This window comes from Heyndrickxia sporothermodurans (assembly GCF_003055045.1).
GTDB classification, from domain to species: domain Bacteria; phylum Bacillota; class Bacilli; order Bacillales; family Bacillaceae_C; genus Heyndrickxia; species Heyndrickxia sporothermodurans.
Genome location: NZ_NAZB01000008.1, coordinates 101,874 through 127,230, shown reverse-complemented (window position 1 = coordinate 127,230; position 25,357 = coordinate 101,874). Strand labels below are relative to the sequence as shown.

General features: G+C 35.6%; 23 protein-coding genes and 2 other annotated features. Of the genes, 1 reads left to right on the top strand and 22 read right to left on the bottom strand.

Annotated elements, in window-relative coordinates; genetic code table 11:
- Positions 1–19: 19 nt before the first annotated feature.
- The 18 genes from rpmI to B5V89_RS02295 form a co-directional block, all read right to left on the bottom strand.
- Positions 20–220 carry a 50S ribosomal protein L35 gene (gene rpmI / locus B5V89_RS02385; protein ID WP_066227015.1) on the bottom strand — a complete coding sequence of 67 codons (201 nt, stop codon included), beginning with the start codon at positions 218–220 and terminating at the stop codon, positions 20–22.
- A 22-nt stretch (positions 221–242) separates the two neighbouring features.
- Positions 243–743: a translation initiation factor IF-3 gene (infC, locus tag B5V89_RS02380; protein WP_066227012.1), complete on the bottom strand. Its 501-nt coding sequence runs from the start codon at positions 741–743 to the stop codon at positions 243–245.
- Between the two features lie 150 nt (positions 744–893).
- Positions 894–1,032, bottom strand: a sequence feature (ribosomal protein L20 leader region).
- Positions 1,033–1,171: 139 nt separating this feature from the next.
- On the bottom strand, positions 1,172–3,097 hold the full coding sequence (gene thrS / locus B5V89_RS02375) for a threonine--tRNA ligase (protein ID WP_107919912.1): 1,926 nt from the start codon (positions 3,095–3,097) through the stop codon (positions 1,172–1,174).
- A 53-nt stretch (positions 3,098–3,150) separates the two neighbouring features.
- Positions 3,151–3,378 (bottom strand) — a binding site (T-box leader).
- Between the two features lie 80 nt (positions 3,379–3,458).
- Positions 3,459–4,316, bottom strand: coding sequence for a putative sporulation protein YtxC (locus tag B5V89_RS02370; protein WP_066227007.1), 858 nt, complete (start codon positions 4,314–4,316; stop codon positions 3,459–3,461).
- Between the two features lie 93 nt (positions 4,317–4,409).
- Complete coding sequence (gene dnaI / locus B5V89_RS02365; protein WP_066227001.1) at positions 4,410–5,351, bottom strand: primosomal protein DnaI; 942 nt, start codon at positions 5,349–5,351, stop codon at positions 4,410–4,412.
- 12 nt (positions 5,352–5,363) lie between these two features.
- Positions 5,364–6,746: a replication initiation and membrane attachment family protein gene (locus B5V89_RS02360; RefSeq protein WP_066226997.1), complete on the bottom strand. Its 1,383-nt coding sequence runs from the start codon at positions 6,744–6,746 to the stop codon at positions 5,364–5,366.
- A 214-nt stretch (positions 6,747–6,960) separates the two neighbouring features.
- Positions 6,961–7,416 (bottom strand): transcriptional regulator NrdR, encoded by a 456-nt coding sequence (gene nrdR / locus B5V89_RS02350; protein ID WP_066227470.1) that lies wholly within the window; start codon positions 7,414–7,416, stop codon positions 6,961–6,963.
- 154 nt (positions 7,417–7,570) lie between these two features.
- Entirely contained in the window at positions 7,571–7,930 is a 360-nt protein-coding gene (speD, locus tag B5V89_RS02345; protein WP_066226994.1) for an adenosylmethionine decarboxylase, read from the bottom strand.
- Between the two features lie 257 nt (positions 7,931–8,187).
- Positions 8,188–9,219 carry a glyceraldehyde-3-phosphate dehydrogenase gene (locus B5V89_RS02340; protein ID WP_066226992.1) on the bottom strand — a complete coding sequence of 344 codons (1,032 nt, stop codon included), beginning with the start codon at positions 9,217–9,219 and terminating at the stop codon, positions 8,188–8,190.
- 172 nt (positions 9,220–9,391) lie between these two features.
- The gene (gene coaE, locus B5V89_RS02335) at positions 9,392–9,994 is read right to left on the bottom strand and encodes a dephospho-CoA kinase (protein ID WP_108070323.1); all 603 of its coding nucleotides are present in this window, start codon (positions 9,992–9,994) and stop codon (positions 9,392–9,394) included.
- A 13-nt stretch (positions 9,995–10,007) separates the two neighbouring features.
- Positions 10,008–10,640 (bottom strand): sporulation membrane protein YtaF, encoded by a 633-nt coding sequence (gene ytaF, locus B5V89_RS02330; protein WP_066227465.1) that lies wholly within the window; start codon positions 10,638–10,640, stop codon positions 10,008–10,010.
- A gap of 71 nt (positions 10,641–10,711) precedes the next feature.
- Positions 10,712–11,545 (bottom strand): DNA-formamidopyrimidine glycosylase, encoded by an 834-nt coding sequence (gene mutM, locus B5V89_RS02325; RefSeq protein WP_066226987.1) that lies wholly within the window; start codon positions 11,543–11,545, stop codon positions 10,712–10,714.
- 31 nt (positions 11,546–11,576) lie between these two features.
- Positions 11,577–14,210 (bottom strand): DNA polymerase I, encoded by a 2,634-nt coding sequence (gene polA, locus B5V89_RS02320; RefSeq protein ID WP_108070321.1) that lies wholly within the window; start codon positions 14,208–14,210, stop codon positions 11,577–11,579.
- A 102-nt stretch (positions 14,211–14,312) separates the two neighbouring features.
- Positions 14,313–14,786, bottom strand: a complete 474-nt coding sequence (locus B5V89_RS02315) for a MaoC/PaaZ C-terminal domain-containing protein (protein ID WP_115943915.1) — start codon at positions 14,784–14,786, stop codon at positions 14,313–14,315.
- 122 nt (positions 14,787–14,908) lie between these two features.
- On the bottom strand, positions 14,909–15,847 hold the full coding sequence (mdh, locus tag B5V89_RS02310) for a malate dehydrogenase (protein WP_108070319.1): 939 nt from the start codon (positions 15,845–15,847) through the stop codon (positions 14,909–14,911).
- Positions 15,848–15,971: 124 nt separating this feature from the next.
- Positions 15,972–17,240: an NADP-dependent isocitrate dehydrogenase gene (icd, locus tag B5V89_RS02305; protein WP_066226973.1), complete on the bottom strand. Its 1,269-nt coding sequence runs from the start codon at positions 17,238–17,240 to the stop codon at positions 15,972–15,974.
- 84 nt (positions 17,241–17,324) lie between these two features.
- Complete coding sequence (citZ, locus tag B5V89_RS02300) at positions 17,325–18,440, bottom strand: citrate synthase (protein WP_108070317.1); 1,116 nt, start codon at positions 18,438–18,440, stop codon at positions 17,325–17,327.
- 309 nt (positions 18,441–18,749) lie between these two features.
- Positions 18,750–19,211 (bottom strand): DUF441 domain-containing protein, encoded by a 462-nt coding sequence (locus B5V89_RS02295; protein ID WP_066226967.1) that lies wholly within the window; start codon positions 19,209–19,211, stop codon positions 18,750–18,752.
- Positions 19,212–19,321: 110 nt separating this feature from the next.
- Between B5V89_RS02295 and ytvI the strand changes: the two genes are divergently transcribed.
- Positions 19,322–20,449, top strand: coding sequence for a sporulation integral membrane protein YtvI (ytvI, locus tag B5V89_RS02290; RefSeq protein ID WP_108070315.1), 1,128 nt, complete (start codon positions 19,322–19,324; stop codon positions 20,447–20,449).
- Between the two features lie 49 nt (positions 20,450–20,498).
- Here ytvI and pyk read toward each other — a convergent pair whose 3' ends face one another.
- From pyk to accD, 4 genes are all read right to left on the bottom strand, one after another.
- Positions 20,499–22,259 (bottom strand): pyruvate kinase, encoded by a 1,761-nt coding sequence (gene pyk / locus B5V89_RS02285; RefSeq protein ID WP_108070313.1) that lies wholly within the window; start codon positions 22,257–22,259, stop codon positions 20,499–20,501.
- 69 nt (positions 22,260–22,328) lie between these two features.
- Positions 22,329–23,288, bottom strand: a complete 960-nt coding sequence (gene pfkA, locus B5V89_RS02280; RefSeq protein WP_066226957.1) for a 6-phosphofructokinase — start codon at positions 23,286–23,288, stop codon at positions 22,329–22,331.
- Between the two features lie 213 nt (positions 23,289–23,501).
- A complete protein-coding gene (gene accA / locus B5V89_RS02275) occupies positions 23,502–24,485 on the bottom strand; it encodes an acetyl-CoA carboxylase carboxyl transferase subunit alpha (protein WP_108070311.1) in 984 nt (327 codons plus the stop codon).
- On the bottom strand, positions 24,479–25,348 hold the full coding sequence (accD, locus tag B5V89_RS02270) for an acetyl-CoA carboxylase, carboxyltransferase subunit beta (RefSeq protein ID WP_066226952.1): 870 nt from the start codon (positions 25,346–25,348) through the stop codon (positions 24,479–24,481). Before accD ends, accA begins: the two co-directional genes overlap by 7 nt.
- Positions 25,349–25,357 lie beyond the last annotated feature (9 nt).

The window sequence follows — 25,357 nt, the reverse complement described above, 5'->3', positions numbered from 1 at the left end:
CTCCTATATAAATCGCTCATTACTTAAGATTGTCAAGCATATGACGAATACGTTTAAAATCACCTTTAGAAACAAGTGTTGCTTTACGAAGCTTACGTTTTTGTTTAACTGTTTTATTAGCAAACATATGGCTTCTGTAAGCATGAGAACGTTTTAATTTACCTGAACCTGTTCTTTTGAAACGCTTTGCTGAGCCGCGGTGAGTTTTCATTTTTGGCATAGGATATTTCCTCCTTCAGACATTACTTTTCAGTTTTTGGTGCTAATACTAAGAACATACTTCGACCGTCCATTTTTGGTTTCGATTCAATCGTACCTAGGTCTTCACATTCCTTTGCGAAACGATCAAGAACTTTTTGACCGATTTCTTTATGTGTAATTGCACGACCTTTAAAACGAATAGAAGCTTTTACTTTATCGCCCTTTTCGAGAAACTTACGGGCATTGCGAAGCTTTGTATTAAAGTCATGTTCATCAATCGTTGGGCTCAATCGAACCTCTTTTAAGTTGATAACTTTTTGATTTTTACGTGCTTCTTTATCTTTCTTTTGTTGTTCAAATCGATATTTCCCATAGTCCATAATTTTGGCTACTGGTGGTTTTGCATTTGGAGCAACAAGTACAAGATCAAGATTCACTCGTGATGCGATCTCAATTGCTTCATTTCGAGATTTAACACCTAGCTGCTCGCCATTTTGACCAATAAGACGAACTTCTCGAGCACGAATGCCATCGTTAACCATCATATCTTTGCTAATAATTAGCCACCTCCAAGGTTTTTTTGCACAGACCCGGCTTTAAGCCGATCGCTATTAATAGAATACATCATTTGGGTGAAGAATTAAGCCGACATACCGTTTTGAACACAATTTTTAGTTAACATCGGTTTCACAAGCATTAAAAAAGTACGGGACTTAAAAAGAACCCGCACTTTACATTCGCATGAATAGTTAAGAATGTGATGAATTTCGAAACCTGCCAACTGCAATCTTGCGTCAATCAGGCGAGAAGCGGGTGCTTCTTCTTTTCCTCAAACTAATATTCAATTTACCTTAGATAATATATCATACATCGCAATTTGATGTCAATGGCTTATAATTATTACGATTTCTTTTTGCAACATCATTTATATTATCAAAATCTTATTTCTTCCGCAACATTTTTTTGAAATTTATTTCACTACTTCATTTTTCAAATGAGCAATAAATTGTTCGAAAGGAATTGTTTCTGATTTCTGTTCACCGTATCTACGTACGTTGACTGCGTTTTCACTTACTTCATTATCTCCCACAACAAGCATATAAGGAATTTTTTGCATTTGATGCTCACGAATTTTGTAACCAATTTTTTCATTTCGCGAGTCTAACTCAACTCTAAATCCTTCAGAACGAAGCTTTTCTTCCACTTGTTTCGCATAATCAAAGTGAACATCCGGTGAAACAGGAATAACAACCGCTTGTATCGGAGCTAACCAAGTTGGAAACGCACCTTTGTACTCCTCAATTAAGTAGGCTACAAAACGTTCCATTGTTGATACAACTCCACGGTGAATAACAACCGGGCGGTGCGGCTTTCCATCTTCACCAACATATGTTAAGTCAAAGCGCTCCGGCAATAAGAAATCAAGCTGAACAGTTGAAAGTGTTTCATCTTTACCTAATGCTGTCCGCACTTGTACATCCAATTTAGGTCCGTAAAAAGCTGCTTCTCCATCTGCTTCAAAATATTCTAGTCCTAAACCATCCATAGCCTCTTTAAGCATACTTTGGGCTTTGTTCCACATTTCATCATCATCGAAGTATTTTTCTTTATCTTCAGGATCACGATACGATAGGCGGAATGAATAATCTGTAATATCAAAGTCTTTATATACGGCAATAATTAATTCAACTACCCGTTGGAATTCCTCTTTGATTTGATCAGGACGAACAAAAATATGTGCATCATTCAATGTCATTCCACGAACACGCTGTAATCCTGAAAGTGCTCCTGACATTTCATAACGGTGCATCGTACCTAGCTCCGCAATACGAATTGGCAATTCGCGATAACTATGAATGCCGTTTTTATATATCATCATATGATGAGGGCAGTTCATTGGACGAAGCACTAATTGTTCATTGTCCATTTCCATAACCGGGAACATGTCCTCTTGGTAATGATCCCAGTGACCGCTTGTTTTATATAAATCGACACTGCCCATAATTGGTGTGTATACATGATCATAACCTAGACGCTCTTCCTTGTCGACGATATAACGTTCAACAGTCCGACGAATGGTTGCACCTTTTGGCATCCATAGTGGAAGACCTTGTCCAACCTTTTGGGAAGTCGTAAATAAATTTAATTCTTTTCCGATTTTACGGTGATCTCTTTCTTTTGCTTCTTCTAAAAATTTTAAATGTTGTTCTAAATCTTCTTTCTTAAAGAAGGCTGTTCCATATACACGTTGGAGCATCTTATTATCGCTATTTCCGCGCCAGTAAGCACCAGCAATGCTTAGCAGTTTAAATTCCTTAATTTTTCCTGTCGATGGAACGTGAACCCCACGACAAAGATCAAAGAATTCACCTTGCTCATAGATTGTTACTTTCTCATCTGCAGGTATCGCGTCGATTAATTCCTGCTTATATTTGTCACCCGCAAACAGTTCTTTCGCTTCATCGCGAGTAACTTCTTTACGAACGATTTCGAGATTTTCACTAATAATTTTCTTCATTTCTTTTTCTATTTTTTGTAGATCTTCTGGGGTAATAGACACTTCAAGGTCCATATCATAGAAGAAACCATCTTCAATAACAGGTCCAACACCTAATTTAACATGTCCGAATATTCTTCTTACAGCTTGTGCCATTAAATGGGCAGTACTGTGGCGAAGCACCTCTAGAGCATCTTTATGGTCTGGTGTGACTATTTCAATTGATCCATCAACGGTAATTGGAGTACGAAAATCAATTAATTTTTCATTTACTTTCCCGGCAATTGCTTTTTTCTTTAACCCTGGACTAATGGATGCTGCAATATCTTCAGTTGTTGTTCCGGATGGAAACTCCTTAACAGCACCATCTGGAAAAGTCATCTTAATCATGTCAGACATGTTTTTTACACTCCTTTTGTTAAAAAATTATACAAATAAAAAACTCGTCCCTGGAAAGGGACGAGCTATATACACGTGGTTCCACCCTAGTTTACATATCAGAAATATGATATGACTTCGGATCATTTTTAACGGAATGGTTCCGTCAACTACTAATAGAATGCTCTTTCGCAGTTGAAGTTTAGAGGTGGTAAGTACTCATTTCGTGTTGGAAAGTTTCACCAAATCTTTCCTCTCTGGGAACCGTAAAGGAATACTGTTGTCCTCATCATTACATTTAAACTATTTACTAGTACCAATTCGTACTTTACTAATATGTACGTTATTATAGACGGTTCACAAGAGAAAATCAAGAGTGATATTACCGATTAATCATATTTTTCATTACAAGCTGCTTATCTTTCGCAAAATGCTCCTTTTTTAAAAGGATTACTCTTTCTTCGAATATATTTTGGATTGTACGAATTAAGCCATTTTCCTCCGAATCAATATATACATAAATCTTCGTTGGCGCAATGGATAATAACGGTGCGATGGTAACAGAATCAATATAAATAGGATGGTTAGTTAACAATCTTCGATCCATTAATTCGGCTATTTCTTTCTTCGTAATTTCTTTAAAATGCTCATCAAAAAATTTCCCGTAACCTTCAAAATAAATTCTTACAATTTTTATTTTCGGTTCTCGTTTCTCTAAATAATCCCTTAACGTTTGAACAAATACTTGATATTCTTGTTCCATTTTATATTCATCAATTGCCATCTCAACGTATTGGATCAATCGTTCGAAGTAGGCTTTTAATCTAAATTTAAGCAGCGAATCGAATGAAACCGATTCATGTTGTTCCAACAAAGGAAAAATAGCCTTCTGTATCATTTCTTCATCATTAATAACACCTGTGATATTAGTTAATTCCTTACGTTCACCATTGAACATTTCAATAACGATATCAAGGATATTATTCTGCTCTGACTCCTCTTTATAATAAAAATACTCATCTAGAATATCACGAACCCAATCTAATCGTTTTTTCAATACAATAAATTGTATAATTCCCTCTTGTATATCAGTAATCGAAATTAATTTGACGTCAATTGTTATAAAATATTGTTTTTGATTTTGAAAAGTCGTTTCGTGAAACCAAACCGCCTTATTTCTTTTAATAAAATATTCATGAAGCCAAATTGCATCTTCCAAATCTTTAAAAATAAAATCCAAGCATATCCCCCCTGACATGGAATTATCCATGTTATATATATATGGATTGCTTGGACAATTTAGAAGTATGGTATGAATAAAAAGGGTTGTTTTCTAGTGTCGCCGATTCGGTCCATCGATACGTACAGGCGTAGAAAGATATTTAATCCGCTCCATAATTCGTGCCGCTTTCATTTTCTCCTCTTCTCCGCGCTGTGAATAAGTAAGATGGTGCAGTAAAGCATCAAAATCAAAATTCGATGAAAAGAATGTTGGTAAATTTTCTTGCATACGAAATTGTAAAATAGACCCTAATATTTCATCTCGAGTCCAGCTTGACATAACTTCCGCCCCAATATCATCAAGCATAAGGATAGGTGATTTTTTTACCATTTCCATTTTTTCATTTACAGTATGATCCCCAAGCGATTGTTTCATTTCTCTGAAAAACTCCGGCACATAGACTATGAGTGAAGAAATTTGTTTCGTTTCCGCTAAATGGTTAGCAATAGCAGCTAATAAATACGATTTCCCAACCCCAAAGCTGCCAAATAAATATAAACCCTTCATATTATTTCCCGGTTCATATTCCCTAGCGAACTTTTCTGCATATTCAAACGCGATCGCTCTACCCGGGGTGTTAGCATTAAAATCAAAGTCAGCGATTCGAGCTTTTAAAATATCTTTAGGAACATAGATGCTTTGAATTAATTTTTCGGTTTTCTTTCTTTCATCATGATAAACTTTCCGATGACAAGGCCGGTACGTTATATCAATGGAGTTTCCGGTTAAAATAAGTTCAGGTTCATAACCTTGCATCATATTTATACATTGATCTAAGCTTTGGCATTTTTGACAATTTTTCGATTGAGAAATAAATTCATACAATTTCATTAAACTATTATTAATCATTGAACTTGTAATTCGTCCTTCATTTTCCAATAGAAATTTGCGAACATCTTCATTTTTTAAAATCTCATTTCTTTCTTCTTCATATCTCTGTTTAAAATTTGTTCGCATAGACAATTTTTTTAATGTATCATTGATTTTTTCCATTCGATTCACCTCCTATTTTTTATATTGTTGCTTTATCATTTCAAGCCGTTTTAGTTTTTCGTTAAAATCCTCTGAATTCTCTTGATTTACCGGTTTATCCTCCTTTTCATTAAACCAATCAGGAATTTTTTCCGTACGTATCGGTTTTTTCCGTTTTTCTTTTCGGTCATTTTTATTATCAGCCCACTGCTGGTATTGTTTATGCTCATTTTTAGCCAATTCCATTGCTTCTTTGACCGTTTTCACTTTTTTCCTTGACCAGTGGGAAGCAATCTTCTCTAAATAATTTTTAGTAAGTTTCATGTCTGTTTTAAGCATTACATATTGAATGAGCACATTTATGACGCCCGGCGGAAGTTGTTGTTGAAACATAATCTCTTCTATCGCTTGTAAATCGGATTTCGATGGTTCACTGCCATCAGAAATATCAATTAAAAGCTGTCTTGGTGAAATCGTTTCTAAGTAAACAATCAACTTTTCTTCCTGAGTATTCGTCTCCTCAATATTGGATCGGTAGAGGACGGGTTGTAATCGGTCAACAAGCTTAGGTAATTGTTGGGAATGTTCTAATTGGTACCAATCTCTTGCCCCTTTTCGAAGTTGTTCAATATCAATCTCTTGTTCTGCGTTAAGTGCACTTAACAATAAATTTTTCATTTCCAAAGCATTTATATTGTACAAAAACGATAGGTTAGTGATAGCAGCTTTCACCTGTTTCGTGATCGCACTCTTTGGAATGATAAGCTCATTCAGTCCCGCCATTAATAATTCAAAATCAAAGTCGGTGTTTTCTATATTTATCTTACTAGTGGAAGACCTAGAAATAAATTGTTCGTCCATTCCTATTTTACTTGCATCGTTAGCATCTGAATCTTGGAATAAATTATCTCCACTAGTTGTATACACTTCTTGAAATGTCCGAGTAATTTCTTTATATTCCTGTTTATCAACCATTTGATCAGCAAATAAATTTTTTAATCTTAAAAAATGTGTACGACCTAATTGGCGGTATAAAAAAACATTCAGCATCCCATCCGTGAAAAATTGTTCAGGAGATAACGGTGGTTGCAGTTCATAGATAAACTTTCGATCCTCTCCAACTTGTTTAACGTACGTTTTTAATAAACCAATTCCTTCTAGTTTTAAACGAGCTTCATAAATTTCTCTTAAATTTAACGATAAAAAATTCATTAAATGATAATGGGTCCACTCATCAGATAATAATCGATTATCTTCCACTTCATTCCAAAGTGTTGTGTACAGACTGTAACAGTTTGTTCCAATAAGCGGCTGATATAATAACGATATTACTTTCCGATCATATTCGTGCAAAATACCGTTTAATGACACTTGATACCGATCTACAGGTTGAACCTCACTCCACATTTGATGCATGGTTTACACTTCCTTATAAGAAAAAGCAAAAGACTAGCCAAGTGCTCTAGCCTTGTTAGGCAAGGATTTTATTTGGCAAGGAAAGTTCGCCTTGCCTCTTTTTGGCAAGGAAAGTTCGCCTTGCCTCTTTTTGGCAAGGAAAGTTCGCCTTGCCTCTTTTTGGCAAGGAAAGTTCGCCTTGCCTTTTTTTTGGCAAGGAAAGTTCGCCTTGCCTTTATTCTTTTTTAATTAATTCCTTTAATTCTTCTAAAAAAACATTTATATCTTTAAATTGTCGATAGACAGATGCAAATCTGACATATGCCACTTCATCCACTTTAGCTAGCTTGTCCATAACTAATTCACCAATCAAATCTGAATTAATTTCAGAATGCCCCAAATTTCTTAAATGCTTTTCAATATCTAAAGTTATTTTTTCTAATTCCGCAAGAGTTACTGGTCTTTTTTCACAAGCTCTAATAAGACCGCGCAATATTTTTTCCCTGCTGAATTCTTCCCTTACCCCTTCTTTCTTAACAACAATTAGTGGGGTCTCTTCTACTTTTTCAAAAGTAGTAAAACGAAAGGTACATAATTCACATTCACGCCTTCTGCGAATCGAACGTCCTTCGTCAATTGGACGTGAATCAACTACACGAGTCCCGTTATGTGAACATGATGGACATTTCATTTCATCAGCTCCGTTCATAGCTTTATTACTTTCATGATATAGAAAATTGATGAAAATCACAAGAAAAAACGAGGTGTATGATGAACGGACATACACCTCGTTTACTTTGCTATTTTGTACTATTTTATTTTACTATTCATGCGTTTACTTTTACTTATTTTACTTGCACCTTACCCATGCCACGAGGAAGTTCCATTGTTTCTCGTTTTTGGGCATTTAGGCTTTCAGCTATATAGTTAGCGGCAATATTTGGATCTAAATTACCGCATGTGTACACATCAATACTAGCATATCCATGTTCAGGAAAGCTGTGGATTGTTAAATGGGATTCAGAAATTATGACTACACCACTAACACCTTGTGGGGCAAATTTATGAAATGCCACTTCTCGAATTTCAGCACCTGATTTTAAAGCTGCCTCTACAAACGTCTTTTCAATAAAATCCATATTATTTAATTTTTCAAAATCGCAACCCCATAATTCGGATATTACATGACGACCCATTGTTTCCATGATCGTTTCCCCCTTAAACTTAATATTTTTTGTGGTTAATAAACATATGATCTGTTTCACTATGTAACTACCACGGGGGAAAGTTAGTCCAAAGAGGTCCTAACCCTTTAAGTAGCCACAAATATTAAATTTTCAACATCACGAAAAATAGTATACTTTGTTTAAATTCTTTTTGCAATAATCATTTTAAATTTCTCAATTAATTTGAGAATCATATATGTAAAAAAACTTGCTGTAAATTCAGCAAGTTTTTTTATTTAACTTATTTTCACTTTTGACTTATTATTTAATTCTTTAGCTACATATTTTGTTAAATCAACGACACGGCAGGAGTAGCCCCATTCGTTATCATACCATGCAAGGACTTTTACTTTTTTCCCTTCCATAACGATCGTTGATAAACCGTCAATGATTGCGGAGTGTGGATTTGTATTAAAGTCAACAGAAACAAGCGGTTCTGTCGTGAAATCTAATACCCCTTGTAACGATCCTGTTGAAGCAGTAATAAAAGCATTATTTACTTCTTCTACTGTTACTTCTTTCTTTAAATCTACGACTAAATCAACAAGAGATACATTTGGTGTAGGTACTCTTAATGCCATTCCGTGTAATTTTCCTTTTAGCTCAGGTAACACCAATGCTAAAGCTTTCGCTGCACCAGTCGTAGTAGGTATAATTGATTGCGCACATGCGCGGGCGCGGCGTAAGTCTTTATGTGGATTATCAATATTCTTTTGGTCATTTGTATAGGCATGAACAGTTGTCATTAATCCATTTTCAATTCCGAATTGCTCATGTAATACTTTAACAACTGGCGCTAAACAATTGGTTGTACATGACGCATTTGAAATAATATCGTGTTCTTCAATATTTAATGCGCTTTCATTTACTCCCATCACAATCGTAACATCCTCGTTTTTGCCCGGGGCTGTTAAAATGACCTTTTTTGCACCTGCTTGCAAATGTTGAGCTGCTTTATCTCTTGCATTAAATTTTCCGGTTGCTTCAATGACGATATCTATATTAAGTTTTTCCCACGGAAGTTCTACTGGATTTCGTTGGTTAAGTAATTGGATACGATGTCCATTAACAATTAATTCATTATCGGTTGAAAGAATATCTACATCGAATTTTCCATGCGTAGTGTCATATTTAATCAAATGCGCTAATGTTTCAGCAGGATAACTTGCATTAATAGCCACTATCTCTAAATCTTTTTCTACTATCGCTTTTCGAAATACCATTCGACCAATTCGTCCAAATCCATTAATTGCTATTTTTGTTCTCATCAATGCTAGCCTCCAATATTAACGTTATACTCAATTACAACATTTTCTGAAATTAGTATAACACATTAATTGAATTATGTAAGTATAAATATGATGATATTAAAAAAAATACACTAAAAAACACCACTTTGATTAAAAAGCGGTGTTTTTGTGTCTTGTTTATGACATCCTATTAAGGATGCATATCCCATTCATTAATAATTTTATTTAATTGTTTTTTCGTTTCCTCCAACGTTTCATTATTATCAATTACCGCATCCGATAATTGAATTTTCTCCTTCAATGGCATTTGTGAACGAATTCTCGCTATTGCATCTTCTTCAGATAAATGATTTCGTTTCATTAGCCTTTCTTTTTGTATATTTGGATCGACAAAAACGAGAATCGTTTTATCGACCATATAAGTAAGTTTACTTTCAAACAGAAGAGGAATATCCATTATTATTGTTTGTTTTCCAGCTTCGATTGCCTCCGCTTTTTTCTTTTGCATGTAGTTCCTTACCGCAGGATGAACGATACTGTTAAGAAGCAATCTCTTATCTGTATTATGAAAGACGATAGATCCTAATTTTTTTCGATCAATATTGCCATCTTCAAGAAGAATTTCCTTCCCAAATGCTTCAATAATACCGTAGTAAGCATCTTCACCAATATTGACAACTTCCCTAGCAGCTATATCCGCGTCAACTATTGTATATCCTTTAGCTTTAAGCATCGCTGAAACTGTGCTTTTTCCACTCGCTATTCCACCGGTTAATCCTATAATCATTGCCATATCTTTTACCTCACTAAAATTTAAAAAGTCCGATTAATATAAGTAAAATCCCGGGTAAGAATGAAATTTTTTGCATCCAATTGAGATGAGAGAACATTTTTCCTAATTTTAATCCAACAGCAACAAATAAAATACTCATAACTGCTACAGAAATACTTAAATGGATTGGTGCATATCCAAGCATTGACGCACCTATTCCCGCTCCAAAAGCGTCCAATGAAAGGGCAACACCAAGCATAAATGCTTCAATTCCATTGATTGTTCCAGAGTTATCAAAGTCAGCCGATGTGGGCTTTTTTAAGATATTAATGACAACCCCTAAGGAACGAATTTCAAGGTTTAATACAACTTTTTCGCTTGTATCGTTTTCTTCTTTTTCCTGTCGAAAAAATTGGTATAACACCCAAATACCAATCAAAATAAGGATTACTCCACCGAATCGATTGGCAAAAGTTGGTTCCAAAAAGGATTGTAGAATATTCCCAAACAAACAGGCAATAAAAAGGGAAAAGCCTGAACATATCCCAATAATAATTACCGACTTTATTGGAATTTTCATTTTCCTTAATCCATAAGTAAAACCAGCACTAAAATTATCTAGACTAACTGCAAAAGCTAACATTAAGAGTGATAACTGAAAGCCCATAAGAAAGCTCCTTCCTGTTCTCACATCACTACCTATAATATATGGAAGGAGCTTATCAAATGTTAAAATGTTTATTGCTTTATTTTTTGACATTTTGGGCAAAAATGTGTTCCTCTGCCCCCTGTCACGGTTTTTTCAATTGGTGTTCCACATCGTTTACAAGGTTCACCTTTTCGCCCATATGCAAGTAATTCTAATTGAAACATACCAATTTGACCTTGTGAATTTACATATGAACGAATCGTACTTCCACCTTTTTCTACTGCTTCAGACAGTGTTTCAATGATTTCCCGGTGGAGAAGTGTTATTTCTCTACCAGTTAATGTATTAGCTTTTCTGTCAGGATGAATTTGGGCACGAAATAATGCCTCATCAACGTAAATATTTCCTAAACCAGTTACAACCGTTTGATCCAAAAGTGCAGGTTTTATTTTTCGTTCTGTTTTTCGCAGCTTGTCTTGCAAATACTTTTTTGTAAAATCAGATGAAAATGGTTCAGGTCCTAATTGTAACAGTGGAAGTTGATTATTTTCCTCGCCTTTAAGAAATAAATGCATCGTCCCAAATTTACGAACATCCCGATAGCGTAGTTCAGTCCCATCCGTAAAATGAAAGATGACATGTGTATGTTTATCGATCGTTTCCTCTTTGCTAAATAGTCCATACTTTCCTTCCATCCGAAGATGTGAGACAAGAGCATATGTGTTTGTGTTAATAATTAAGAACTTCCCTCTTCTATTTATATCTGTAATTGTTTCCCCTTGTAAAGCATCCGTAAATTGTTCAATTTCAACTGGCTTTTTTATTATTTTCGGCCAAAATACGGATACGTTTTTAATTGTTTTTCCAACAACAAGCTCTTGTAATGTTCTACGAATCGTTTCAACCTCTGGTAATTCAGGCACTAATTAACACCTCTTTATTACTTTCAATCTGTTATTTCGCATCAAACCAAGTTGGACCAAATGCATAGTCAACCTTAAGAGGAACAACTAAATCCACTGCATTTTCCATTACTTCGGGAACGATTTTCTTCAATATTTCAATTTCGTCGCTTGGTGCTTCGAATATTAATTCATCATGCACTTGTAATAACAATCTTGTTTGCAGTTTTTCCTCTTTTAATCGGGCTGCCATATCAATCATTGCTTTCTTAATGATATCTGCAGCACTTCCTTGGATCGGTGTGTTCATAGCTGTTCTTTCAGCAAAGCTGCGAATATTAAAATTCCGACTTGTTATTTCAGGAATATAACGTCTCCTCTTTAGGATTGTTGAAACATATCCCTTTTCTTTCGCATCTTGAACAATATCATTCATATATTCTTTGACACCCGGATAGCTTGCAAAATACCGCTCAATAAAGCTAGCCGCTTCTTTTCTTGTTATTCCTAAATTTTGCGATAACCCGTAATCACTTATTCCATAAACAATCCCGAAATTTACCGCTTTTGCTTGTCTGCGCATATTATCTGTTACATCATCTTTATCTACATGGAAAACGTCCATCGCTGTTTTCGTGTGAATGTCCATATTTTCATTAAACGCAGCAATTAATTTTTCATCACCTGCAATATGGGCAAGGACTCGTAATTCAACTTGCGAATAATCAGCTGAAAAAATCAACCAATCTTTTTCAGTAGGAATGAATGCTTGTCGTAATTTACGCCCTTCCTCTAACCGAATAGGTATATTCTGCAAGTTAGGATCTACAGAACTTAATCGTCCTGTTTGCGCAAGCACTTGATTGAATCTTGTGTGGATTCTACTATTATCTGAATGAACTACTTTAAGTAATCCTTCAATATAAGTCGACTGTAGTTTGCCTAATTGTCTATAATGAAGAATTTCTCGAACGATTTCATGTTTCGATTCAAGCTTTTCTAATACATCCGCTGAAGTTGAGTAGCCAGTTTTTGTTTTTTTGATCACAGGTAGCTCAAGTTTTTCAAACAAAATAATGCCTAATTGTTTTGGTGAATTAATATTGAACATTTCACCCGCTAAATCAAAGATTTTTGCCTCAATCGTTTGTAGTCTTCCGAGTATTTCTTCACCCATTTCTTTAAGCCGTTGAACATCTACTTTTATTCCCGTAGATTCCATTGTTGCTAAAATAAATGAAAGTGGTAATTCTAGTTCTTCGAAGAGTTGTAATTGATTGTTTTCTTCTAAATCTTTTAAGCATTGGTCAACAACGGATGATATTCCTATTGCCTTTCTTGCCACATGTTCAGCAAGAACCTTTTTCTCCGGTACTTTTTGTTTGACCCCTTTTCCATATACCTGTTCATCACTTTGAATATCTGTAAATCCATGCCGTTTCGCTACAGATGCAAAATCATCCACATTTTCTGAAGGGTTTAATAAGTATGAAGCAATTAATAAATCAAAATCGATCCCTTTTAAATCAATTCCGAACCGCCTTAAAGAAACAATCGCAGCTTTTCCATCATATACAAATTTTTTCTTTGATTCATCCTCAGCCCAGTTTTTAAAAAGGGGTGATTTCAGTGCTTCATCTGCAGGGAAAAAGTAGGTTCCATTTTGATTACTCATCCCTAATCCAATAATTTCGCCCGTATGATAGTTATCTTCTAAAATTTCTACATAGAGTGATGATTCCGAAGTGAAAAGTTCTTCCGTTATATTTTCAACGATTTCGTAAGGAAGATCTTTCATTTTTTCTTCTTGCTCAAGAGAAGTCTTCACATCGAGCTTATCAATAAGAGAATTAAATCCTAGCTCCTTAAATAGGGAAATGAGCTTTTCATCATTTTCATTTTTATATTTAGTTTCATTAAGTTCAATCGTAATTGGTGCTTCACGCGTAATTGTTGCAAGTTGTTTACTCATTATCGCTTGTTCTTTATATTCCTCAAGCTTTTCTTTTAATTTTTTTCCACTTACATGTTCGATCGATTCTAATAGATTCTCGAGTGTGTTAAATTCTTTTAATAGCTTTATCGCTGTTTTTTCACCAATTCCCGGTACTCCGGGAATATTGTCTGAAGCATCTCCCATTAAACCTTTCATATCGATAATTTGTTCCGGAGTTAATCCGTATTTTTCATTGATATGTTCGGGTGTATATTCTTCGATATCTGTTATGCCTTTTTTTGTAATACAGACCGTTGTTTCCTTTGAACTAAGTTGTGTTAAGTCTTTGTCTCCCGAAATCACCTTTACTTCAAAGCCTTCTTTTTCAGCTTTAAGAGATAGTGTACCAATAATATCGTCGGCCTCATAATTAGCAAGCTCATAGCGTTGAATACCATAGGCATCTAATAGTTCACGAATAAAAGGGAATTGCTCAGAAAGCTCCGGTGGTGTTTTTTGTCTAGTGCCTTTGTATTCTTTAAATGTTTTATGGCGAAATGTCGTTTTTCCAGCATCAAAAGCTACTAAAATATGAGTCGGTTTTTCTTCATTTAAAATTTTCATAAGCATTGTTGTAAATCCGTAAATTGCATTCGTATGTATGCCTTTTTCATTATTCAATAGCGGTAAAGCAAAAAAGGCACGATAAGCAATGCTGTTTCCATCAATTAAAATTAATTTGTTACTCAATCATCTTCCCTCCCAAATCATACGCATTTTTCGTATATCTGCCTTTTATCATTTTAGCATGTACACTTCATAAAAGGAAAATGGCCAGCATGGCTGACCATTTTAAAAATTATCTAATACTTTTTCATTTAACATTTCCATTCGATGTGGCGGACAAACTGTGATATTTCCACTAATAACTGTTTCATTGGATTCATTTTTTGCTTCAACAAAAACATCTATCGTATGCTGCTCATGATTTACCGCAATGACTTCGAATAGAAATTGAATTGATGTATAGTGATAGACTGGTTTTTGGAAATTCAGCTGTTGTTTTATTATATGTGATCCCGGTCCGGGTAAATATTTAGAAATAGCGGATGTGATAATACCTGTTAACATAATTGTAGGTACGATCGGTTTTTCATATGGTGTTTGTGTGGCATAGTCGTGTTGAATGTAAAGTGGATTGGCATCGTTCGTTAATCCTAAATATAAAAGTAAATCTTTATCTTCAATATTTTCGGTTAATATTAGTTTTTCCCCTACAGATATTTGCTCGATTTTTCTCCCAAGTTTTCGCTTTTTCCCTAACAGCATCCACAGCACTCCCCTTTTTTCGTAACCAGTTGCAAGACATACTCCTATCATAGCACGCTTTATTTTGTTGCACAAAAAAATTAGGTCAAAACCAAAAGTGTGGTTTGACCTAATAGCAATTATGCTAAAACTTTCATTACATTTTGTACGGATTCAACAGACTTGTCTAATGCAGCTTTTTCTTCTGCAGTTAATTCCAATTCAATAATTTTTTCAATTCCATTTCCACCTAGTACTGTAGGCACACCAAGGTAAATTCCTTCGTATCCATATTCACCTTCTAAATAAGCAATAGAAGGGAGAACACGGCGTTGATCTTTCACTAGGGCTTCAACCATTTCAACTAATGAAGCAGCAGGGGCATAATAAGCGCTCCCGTTACCTAATAAATTTACAATTTCTCCTCCACCTTTACGTGTCCGTTCAACAATTGCATCAAGACTATCTTTTGGAATCAAAGTTTCTAAAGGAATTCCTCCCGCATATGAGTAACGTACTAGAGGAACCATATCATCTCCATGTCCACCTAAAACGAAACCGGTTACATCTTTAACTGAAATGTTAAGTTCTTGGGCTACAAAGGTACGGAAACGGGCAGTATCAAGAACACCTGATTGACCAATTACACGGTTTTTAGGAAAACCAGATTCTTTAAATACTGTATATGTCATGGCATCAACCGGATTAGTTAAAACAATGATATAGCAGTTAGGAGAATATTTTACTATTTCTTGTGTAACGCTTTTCATTACCTTTTGGTTTGTTTGAACTAAATCATCGCGGCTCATCCCTGGCTTCCGGGCAATACCAGCGGTTATAACAACAACATCAGAATCTTTTGTATCCTCATAATTAGAAGTACCAATAACATTTGCATCAAATCCTTGAACCGGACCTGCCTCAAGCATATCAAGTGCTTTCCCTTTTGTTGGATTTTCTGCTTGTGGGATATCAACAAGTACTACATCACCAAGTTCTTTTTGTGCTAACAAAAATGCTGTAGTAGCTCCTGTGAAACCACCGCCGATTACTGAGATCTTTTTTCTGTTCATTGCCATTGTTATGTCCCCCTCTAGATATTATATAATGAAGACTTTAGCACCTAAAAAAAATTGCCGGTGAAAGAATACAATCTATCAGCCGGCAATTTCATCTGCCTGTTGTCAGGCTGTGTTATTAGCTTTACATATTTTTAATTAATTCAGTTCCAAATTCAGAACATTTCACTTCTGTAGCACCGTCCATTAAACGAGCAAAGTCATATGTTACAACTTTAGATGCAATTGTTTTTTCCATTGACTTTGTAATTAAGTTAGCCGCTTCGTTCCAACCTAAGTGCTCAAGTAAAAGAACGCCGGAAAGAATAACAGAAGAAGGATTTACTTTATCAAGACCAGCATATTTAGGAGCTGTACCATGTGTTGCTTCGAAAATAGCATGTCCTGTTTCATAGTTAATGTTTGCTCCTGGTGCAATACCGATACCACCAACTTGTGCAGCTAACGCATCAGAAATATAATCACCGTTTAGGTTCATTGTAGCAACTACATCAAATTCACGTGGACGTGTTAAAATTTGTTGTAAGAAAATATCAGCAATCGAATCTTTTACGATGATTTTACCAGCAGCTTCAGCATCTGATTGTGCTTTATTTGCAGCTTCTGTGCCTTGTTCTTCTTTAATTTTATCGTATTGTGCCCAAGTGAATACTTTATCACCGAATTCTTTTTCAGCTAATTCATAACCCCAGTTTTTAAAGGCACCTTCAGTGAATTTCATGATATTGCCTTTATGTACAAGTGTTAAAGATTTACGACCTTCTTTAATTGCATAATTTAATGCAGCACGTACAAGGCGCTCGGTTCCTTCTTTTGAAACTGGTTTAATACCGATACCTGATGTTTCAGGGAAGCGAATTTTATTAACACCCATTTCGTTTTTAAGGAAGTCAATAACTTTCTTAACTTCATCTGAACCTTCTTTGTACTCAATACCTGCATAAATATCTTCAGTATTTTCACGGAAGATTACCATATCTGTATCTTCAGGACGTTTTACCGGAGATGGTACACCGTCGAAATAACGTACAGGACGTAAGCATACAAAAAGATCAAGTTCTTGGCGTAAAGCAACATTTAAAGAACGAATTCCGCCGCCAACTGGTGTTGTTAGAGGTCCTTTAATGGCAATTAAATATTCACGGATAACATCTAAAGTTTCAGATGGAAGCCATTCGCCAGTTTTGTTAAATGCTTTTTCTCCAGCATATACTTCTTTCCATTCAATTTTACGTTCACCTTTATACGCTTTCTCAACAGCTGCATCAAGAACTCTTTGAGAAGCTGCCCAAATATCAGGACCTGTTCCATCCCCTTCGATAAATGGAATAATTGGATTGTTTGGTGTTTTTAAAACGCCATTTTCTACTGTAATTTTTTCACCTTGTGACATTTCTTTCCCTCCAGTTCGAATTAAAAGCGCACAAACTACATCATTTATTAGAACAATTATTTTCGGATTTGTAAATATCTTTAATTAACGTTTTTCAATTGGCACGTAAGTTTGCATTCCTGGGCCAGTGTATTCAGCACGAGGACGGATTAAGCGATTGTTTGAATATTGTTCAAGTATATGTGCCAACCATCCGGAAACACGACTTACTGCGAATATTGGTGTAAATAGATCATGATCAATACCTAAACTATGGTATACAGATGCAGAGTAAAAATCAACATTTGGTGGCAGTGCTTTTTCCGATGTTACAATATCTTCAATCTTTGTAGACATTTCATAGTATTGTGGTTCACCGGTAAGTTTTGTTAATTTTTCAGACATTTCTTTTAAGTGTTTCGCACGAGGATCCCCTTTACGATATACGCGATGACCGAATCCCATAATTTTCTCTTTATTAGCAAGTTTTTCATGAATATAAGCATCAACATTATCAACTGAACCAATTTCAGTTAACATTTTCATAACTTGTTCATTTGCTCCACCGTGTAAAGGTCCTTTTAAAGCTCCGATTGCTGCTGTTACACCGGAATAAACATCCGAAAGGGTTGCAACACAAACACGTGCAGTGAATGTAGATGCATTAAGCTCATGATCCGCATGCAATACTAGTGCTTTGTTAAACGCTTCAACAGCAATAGCTTCAGGTTCTTCGCCGGTTAACATATAAAGGAAGTTAGCAGCAAAACCTAAGTCTTTTCGTGGTGCAACTGGTTCTAGTCCTTTACGTACACGTGAAAATGCAGCTACAATAGCAGGCATTTTTGCTTGTAAACGGATTGCTTTACGATAATTTGCTGCTTCTTCCATCACATCTGCTTCTTCGTCGTATAAACCAAGTGCTGATACAGCTGTCCGTAATGCACCCATTGGATGAACTTGATTAATAGGATACTTTTTAAAGCTTTCCAACACTTCTTTAGGTAATTCCATATTGTCTGCTAATTGTTGTTTTAATTCATCTAATTCCTTTTTGTTTGGTAATTTAAGATGCCATAGTAAGTAGATTACTTCCTCGAAGCTAGCATTTTCCGCTAAATCATCAATATTGTATCCTACATATGTAAGGGTATCGTCGATGATTGAACTTATTGATGACGTAGTTGCTACAATACCTTCAAGACCTTTTGTTGCTGTCATGATCATCTCTCCTTTAACAATTTCTTTTATTTGAGCAGCGGTATGATATAAAAAGATTAGTTTTTAAACCGAAGCCTATTCGATTTAAAGCATTTGCTCATTATGTAAAAACAAATGCAAACGGTCACACATATCCTATTATAATATAATTTAAAAACTTGTCCATTTAAAGGACTAATATTTATTCGCTTTCATCCTTTATTATAATCAAATCTAGTAAGTATGTATAATAAAATTCTACATTTTTTTGCAAATATTTTATTGTTTTGTTTTTTATTCTCAAATAATTTTTCGCTGTAAATTGAATATTTATTGTGTAAATAATTCAACTACCTTCATTCCCATATAAGCAATGCCGGCGCCTATCAATGGGCCAACTGCCACACCTTTAAAAACCGCTACTGCTAGAATTGTTCCTAGTACAAGTGCTGCTGTAATATGTGGATCTTGCGTTAACAGAGTAATACCGTTTTTAGCGATAAGTGCTACAGCCATACCCGCGGCAAGAGCAATCCAAGCATATGGCGATTTCAATGATTCAAGCAAATCTTTAAACCCAATTTGCCCGCTGGCTATTGGTGCAAGCACAGCGATAGTAATAACAGTTACTCCCCAATTTATACCCTTCGATTGGATAAAACTAAACATTTTTTGATCGATTCCAATTATTTTTAAGATGAGTAATACAGCAATCGCAATCATTAACGATTGATTTTTAGCAATCAAACCAATAATCAGTAATAATATTAGAAAAAGGTAAGACTGAACCATTTTTAATACATCCTTTCTTTCAATGTGTATTGTTGGAAAAAGTTTATCATTTAGCTTTTTTTTCCTAGCGACTCCATGTAAAATTAAACTAAAAGATGGGAGGGGAAAGTTTGAATCCTGAGTATATATATCGTACCATTCGATTTTTAATAGTTATAGGCATTGTAATAGTTGGCGCGATTCTTTTGTATTTCGTATCAAAAGTTACTTACCCTTTTTTAATTGCCATTGCTATTGCCTTTCTGATTAATCCTTTAGTAAATTTTTTATCTCATAAGGCAAAACTTCCTCGCACACTCGCCGTTATTATATCCATAATTTTAATAATTGGTGTATTTATAGGATTAATAACTTTATTAATTGCCGAGATTGTCTCCGGAACAAATTATTTAGCAGATGTTGTTCCTAAGCATGTTAATACATTAGTTGAGTTTGTGGAAAACTTTATTGCCGGACAGGTAATTCCTCTCTACAATCAAGCTGCCAGTTTATTTAAAAGTCTTGATGTTGGACAGCAGGATACCATTATAAATAATATCCAAACGGCAGGGCAAAAAATAGCTACAAGTGCCGGAAGTTTCCTGCAAAACTTTTTCTTAAAGCTTCCAGCTCTCGTTTCATGGATTCCAAATGCCGCTACAGTTCTTGTATTCTCATTACTTGCTACGTTCTTTATTAGCAAAGATTGGTATCGACTTTCCAGAATGAGCAGTAAGTTTCTCCCTGATCGTGCGATGAAAAGTGGAAGAACAGTTCTACATGATCTAAAAAAAGCATTGTTCGGTTTTATTAAAGCACAACTAACTTTAATCTCCATTACTTTAGTTATCGTATTAATTGGGCTTTTGATTTTAAGGGTAGATTATGCCATTACGATTGCTTTGGTGAGTGGTATTGTTGATATCCTTCCATACTTAGGAACCGGAGTTGTGTTCATTCCTTGGATTATTTACGAAGCGATTTCGGGGGATATTCCACTTGCAATTGGTTTAGGGGTACTTTATACAGTTGTAGTTGTACAAAGACAAATGATGGAACCAAAAATTTTGTCCTCAAATATTGGACTTAATCCACTTGCTACTTTAGTCGCATTGTTTGTTGGCTTTAAACTTGTCGGCTTTCTCGGATTAATTCTTGGACCGGTCTCCCTTGTCATCATTACTACATTACATAAAGCCAATGTATTTCGAGACATATGGGAATTTATCGTTGGAAAACCGGAAAAACGTATTGACTAAAAAGAAAAACGGTGTGAGTTCACACCGTTTTTCTTTTTAGAATGTAAAATTATAACACGCTAGCATGTCCATTGTAGATAACCCCACGTACAGGATCTACTGTAATTTCTTGTCCATTTGTAAATAAATTCGTAGCATTTTTCACACCAACAATTACCGGAATGCCTAAATTTATACCAACTACAGCAGCATCACTAGTTAAACCACCTTCTTCAGTAATGAGTGCTGTACATTTTTTCAATAACGGAACCATGTCTTTATCTACACCATAAGTAACGAGGACTGACCCGGGCACAATTTGCGCTTTTGCATCATTAGCATTTTTGGCAGTCACTACTTTACCGTATGCAGATTTTCTGCCAACACCTTGACCTTTAGCAACAATATCTCCAACTACATGAACTTTCATTAAATTGGTTGTTCCTGCCTCACCTACCGGTACTCCCGCTGTGATAATAACTAAATCCCCGTGCTTCACAATTTCTGTATTTAAGCCCTCTTGAACAGCTAGCTCTAACATTTCATCGGTTGTTTCTACTTTTTGTCCAATTCTAGGATACACTCCCCATACTAATGCAAGACTTAAACATACCGATTCATTCGATGTAACAGCAATAATCGGTGCTTTAGGACGGTATTTTGAAATCATCCGTGCAGTATGACCACTTTCCGTCGGTGTAATAATGGAATTTACATCTAAATTTATCGCCGTATGTGCGACGGATTGACAAATAGCATCAGTCATTTTGTGATCACTATTTTTACTACGTTCCCCTAAAATCGCACTGTGATTTAACGCTTTTTCAGCATGAATAGCAATATTATACATCGTTTGAACAGCTTCTGAAGGATAGGACCCTGCAGCAGTTTCTCCTGAAAGCATAATGGCATCTGTACCATCAAAAATGGCATTTGCTACATCACTTGCTTCTGCTCTTGTTGGTCGTGGATTTCTTTGCATTGAATCAAGCATTTGGGTTGCGGTAATTACTGGTTTACCTAGTTCATTACATTTTTTTATCAATTCCTTTTGAACAAGAGGAACTGCTTCTGTTGGAATCTCAACCCCTAAATCACCGCGGGCAACCATTAGACCATCAGAAACTGCCAAGATTTCATCAATATTATCAACACCTTCTTGGTTTTCGATCTTAGGAATAATGTGGATATGTAAAGCATTATTTTCTTCTAATAATTGTCTAATTTCCAACACATCTGAAGGACGACGAACGAAAGAAGCAGCAATGAAATTAACGCCTTGTTTAATTCCGAATAAAATATCGCTCGCATCTTTTTCTGTAATCCCAGGTAAATTAACGGATACTCCTGGTACATTAACACCTTTTTTATTTTTTAATACACCACTATTCATTATTTTCGTGTTAATTTCTTTTTTGTCCTTGTCAATAGAAGTAACTTCCAATTCAATTAGACCATCATCTAGAAGGATTTTCGATCCTTTATCAACATCGTTAATAAGGCCTTCATATGTGATAGAAAACTTTTCGCTTGTTCCTAAAACTTCCTCCATTGAAATCGTAACGTTTTTTCCTTCACAAAGCTCAATTGCTCCATTTTCCATATCATTTGTGCGGATTTCCGGACCTTTTGTATCTAGTAAAATAGCTACCGTTTTATTTGTGTTTTCCGCTGCTGTGCGGATGTTTTTAATTCTTGCTTCGTGTTCCTCATGACTACCGTGGGAAAAATTCAATCGAGCTACATCCATTCCGGCTTTCATTAATTTTTCCAACATTTCTATACTTTCACTTGCAGGACCAATGGTACAAACGATTTTTGTTTTTTTCATGTTAATTACTCCCTTTTTTTAACTTCGCTGTTGAATACAAGCAACAGTGCGTTTAACAAATCTTTAAGCTTAAATTGATAATTCCTTTGATAGACGATACATATCAAAAGCGACTTTATGCGGTGTTCCTAAAATTTCAAGGATATCATAGTCGACGAGCTGATTATTTTCGATTCCAACAGCTCTTCCACCTTTACCCTCCAATAATAATTCAACAGCTCTTGCCCCAAGTCTGCTTGCTAGAACTCTATCGCTAGCAGTAGGAGATCCGCCGCGTTGAATATGTCCTAAAACGGAAACCCTCGTATCAAAATTAGTTGCTTCCTCTAATTCTTTCGCAAATTCATTACCGCTTTTCACACCTTCAGCAACAACTATAATACTATGCTTCTTTCCACGGTCATTCCCTTTTCGTAAACGTTCCGCAATTTCATTCATGTCATAATTGTCTTCAGGGATTAGAATTGTTTCAGCACCACCTGCTAATCCGGACCAAAGAGCGATATCCCCTGCATCCCTGCCCATTACCTCAATTATAAACGTTCTTTCATGTGATGAAGCAGTATCACGAATTTTATCAATCGCATCTAACACTGTATTTATCGCTGTATCAAAACCAATCGTAAAATCAGTTCCCGGGATATCATTATCAATTGTTCCCGGAACCCCAACACATGGAAAGCCGTGTTCTGTTAAAGCCTTTGCGCCTTGATAAGAACCGTCTCCACCTATAACGACTAAACCTTCAATCCCGAATTTTTTCATTTGCTCGATACCTTTTTGCTGCCCTTCCTGTGTCTTAAATTCTAGACATCGAGCCGAATGGAGCATTGTTCCTCCACGATGAATAATATCACCAACAGATCCTACCTCAAGTTTTTCTATTTTCCCATTAATTAGGCCGCTATAGCCGTTATAAACACCAAACACTTCTAATCCATGATAAATACCTTTACGAACAATCGCACGAATAGCCGCATTCATTCCCGGCGCATCTCCACCGCTAGTTAAAACACCAATACGTTTCATTATAGTCACCTCAAAATTTCTAATATGTAAAATCGTACTCACTTAAATCAAAAATTATAATTATAACAATATTATCGACAAGAGTACTAGTTAATATTTCTAAAATATCATTTTATAAGTAAGTCCACAAACAATAACTGTTTTAAAGGAAAAGGAAAAACAACTAAGCAATCGGATTCGTCCGATTGCTCGTTTAATACTCAATTATCGATATCAGGATTTTGAAATTTCTGCGATATCCTTTAACTCAGTAAACTCTCCTATAACTCGATATTTATTATAGCGCTGCTCAATAAGTTCCTCAGCAGATAAACCAACTAATTCTTTTAGTGATTTTTCCAACACATGGTCAATAGACTCGGCTTGGGTAGCAACATCTTTATGAGCGCCACCTTTTACTTCCGGAATTACTTCTTCTATAACACCTAATTTTTTCAAATCAGGAGCAGTAATTTTCATAATATCTGCTGCCCGTTTTGCTTGGGATGAATCTTTCCACAAAATCGTTGCAGCTGACTCCGGAGCAATGACTGAGAACCAAGAATTTTCTATGACGTGTATATGATTTCCTACACCGATACCAAGTGCTCCTCCACTTGCCCCTTCACCAATAACGATACATATTACAGGTACTTTGAGACCAGCCATTTCAAATAAGTTTCGGGCAATTGATTCTGAAATTCCTCTTTCTTCAGCAGCTTTCCCCGGAAAAGCGCCTTTCGTATCGATAAAACTTATAATTGGTCGATTAAATTTATCCGCCTGCTTCATTAAGCGAAGTGCTTTTCGATAGCCTTCAGGATGGGGCATCCCAAAATTACGACGGATGTTTTCCTTCGTATCTTTTCCCCGTTGCTGTCCGATAATCGTTACTGGAAGACCTTTATATTTTGCGATACCGCCAACAATCGCTTCGTCATCGCCAAAAAAACGATCACCATGCAACTCAATAAAATCAGAAAATAGATAAGGGATATAGTCCAATGTTGTAGGTCTATTTGGATGTCTAGCTATTTGTACCCGGTCCCATGGTTGCATATTTTCGTAAATATCGGCTTCTAATTTTTTTAATCTAGTCTCAAGCTTCTCAATCTCATCTGATAAATCAACATCTGAGTTTTTTGTAAACTCTTTTAGCTCAGCGATTTTTTTCTGAAGCTCGCTTAATGGTTTTTCAAATTCCAACTCATTTACCATGGCAACTCACCTACTTGCTCATGAATTTCTAGTACTGTCGTAATTGTTCCCTTTAAGTCTAATCGGTTAATTACGGCGTCCAGTTGTCCGTGCTTTAACAAAAATTCAGCAGTCTGAAAATCTTCGGGAAGCTCTTCACGAACAGTTTGCTCTATAATTCTTCTTCCAGCAAAGCCTATTAATGCTCCCGGCTCGGCAAAATTATAATCACCTAAGGAAGCAAAGCTTGCTGACACACCACCGGTAGTTGGGTGAGTCATAATAGAAATAATGAGACCCCCATTATCGCTAAAACGTTTTAATGCCGCGCTTGTCTTCGCCATTTGCATTAAAGACAGAACGGCTTCTTGCATTCTTGCTCCACCGGAAGCTGTGAAAATAATAAACGGCACACTCAGTTTATCTGCTTCCTCAATTGCTCTTGTAATTTTTTCACCTACAACTGATCCCATACTTCCCATACGGAAAGTTGAATCCATGATAGCAATAACAACTTGATGATCATTCACTTTTCCACTACCAGTTAAAACAGCTTCATTCATATTTGTTTTTTGTTGATCTTTTTGTAATTTCTCAAGATAATCAGGGAAATTTAGAGGGTTCTCCGATAGTAGCTGACGATCAAATTCTTGAAAAGTTCCTTCATCTATAAAGCTTTCTACTCGTTCAAATGCATTCATTTGATGATGATAACCGCAATGATTACACACTTTTAAATTTTTTTGAAGCTCTTTCGTATATAGGATTTTACGACAGTTTGGACATTTTGACATAATGCCTTCAGGCACATCATGCTTAGCAGCTTCCGATGGTATTGTAGCATACTTTCTTTTCTTTGGTTTAGTAAAAAAATCTTTCAGCAAAAGTAAATC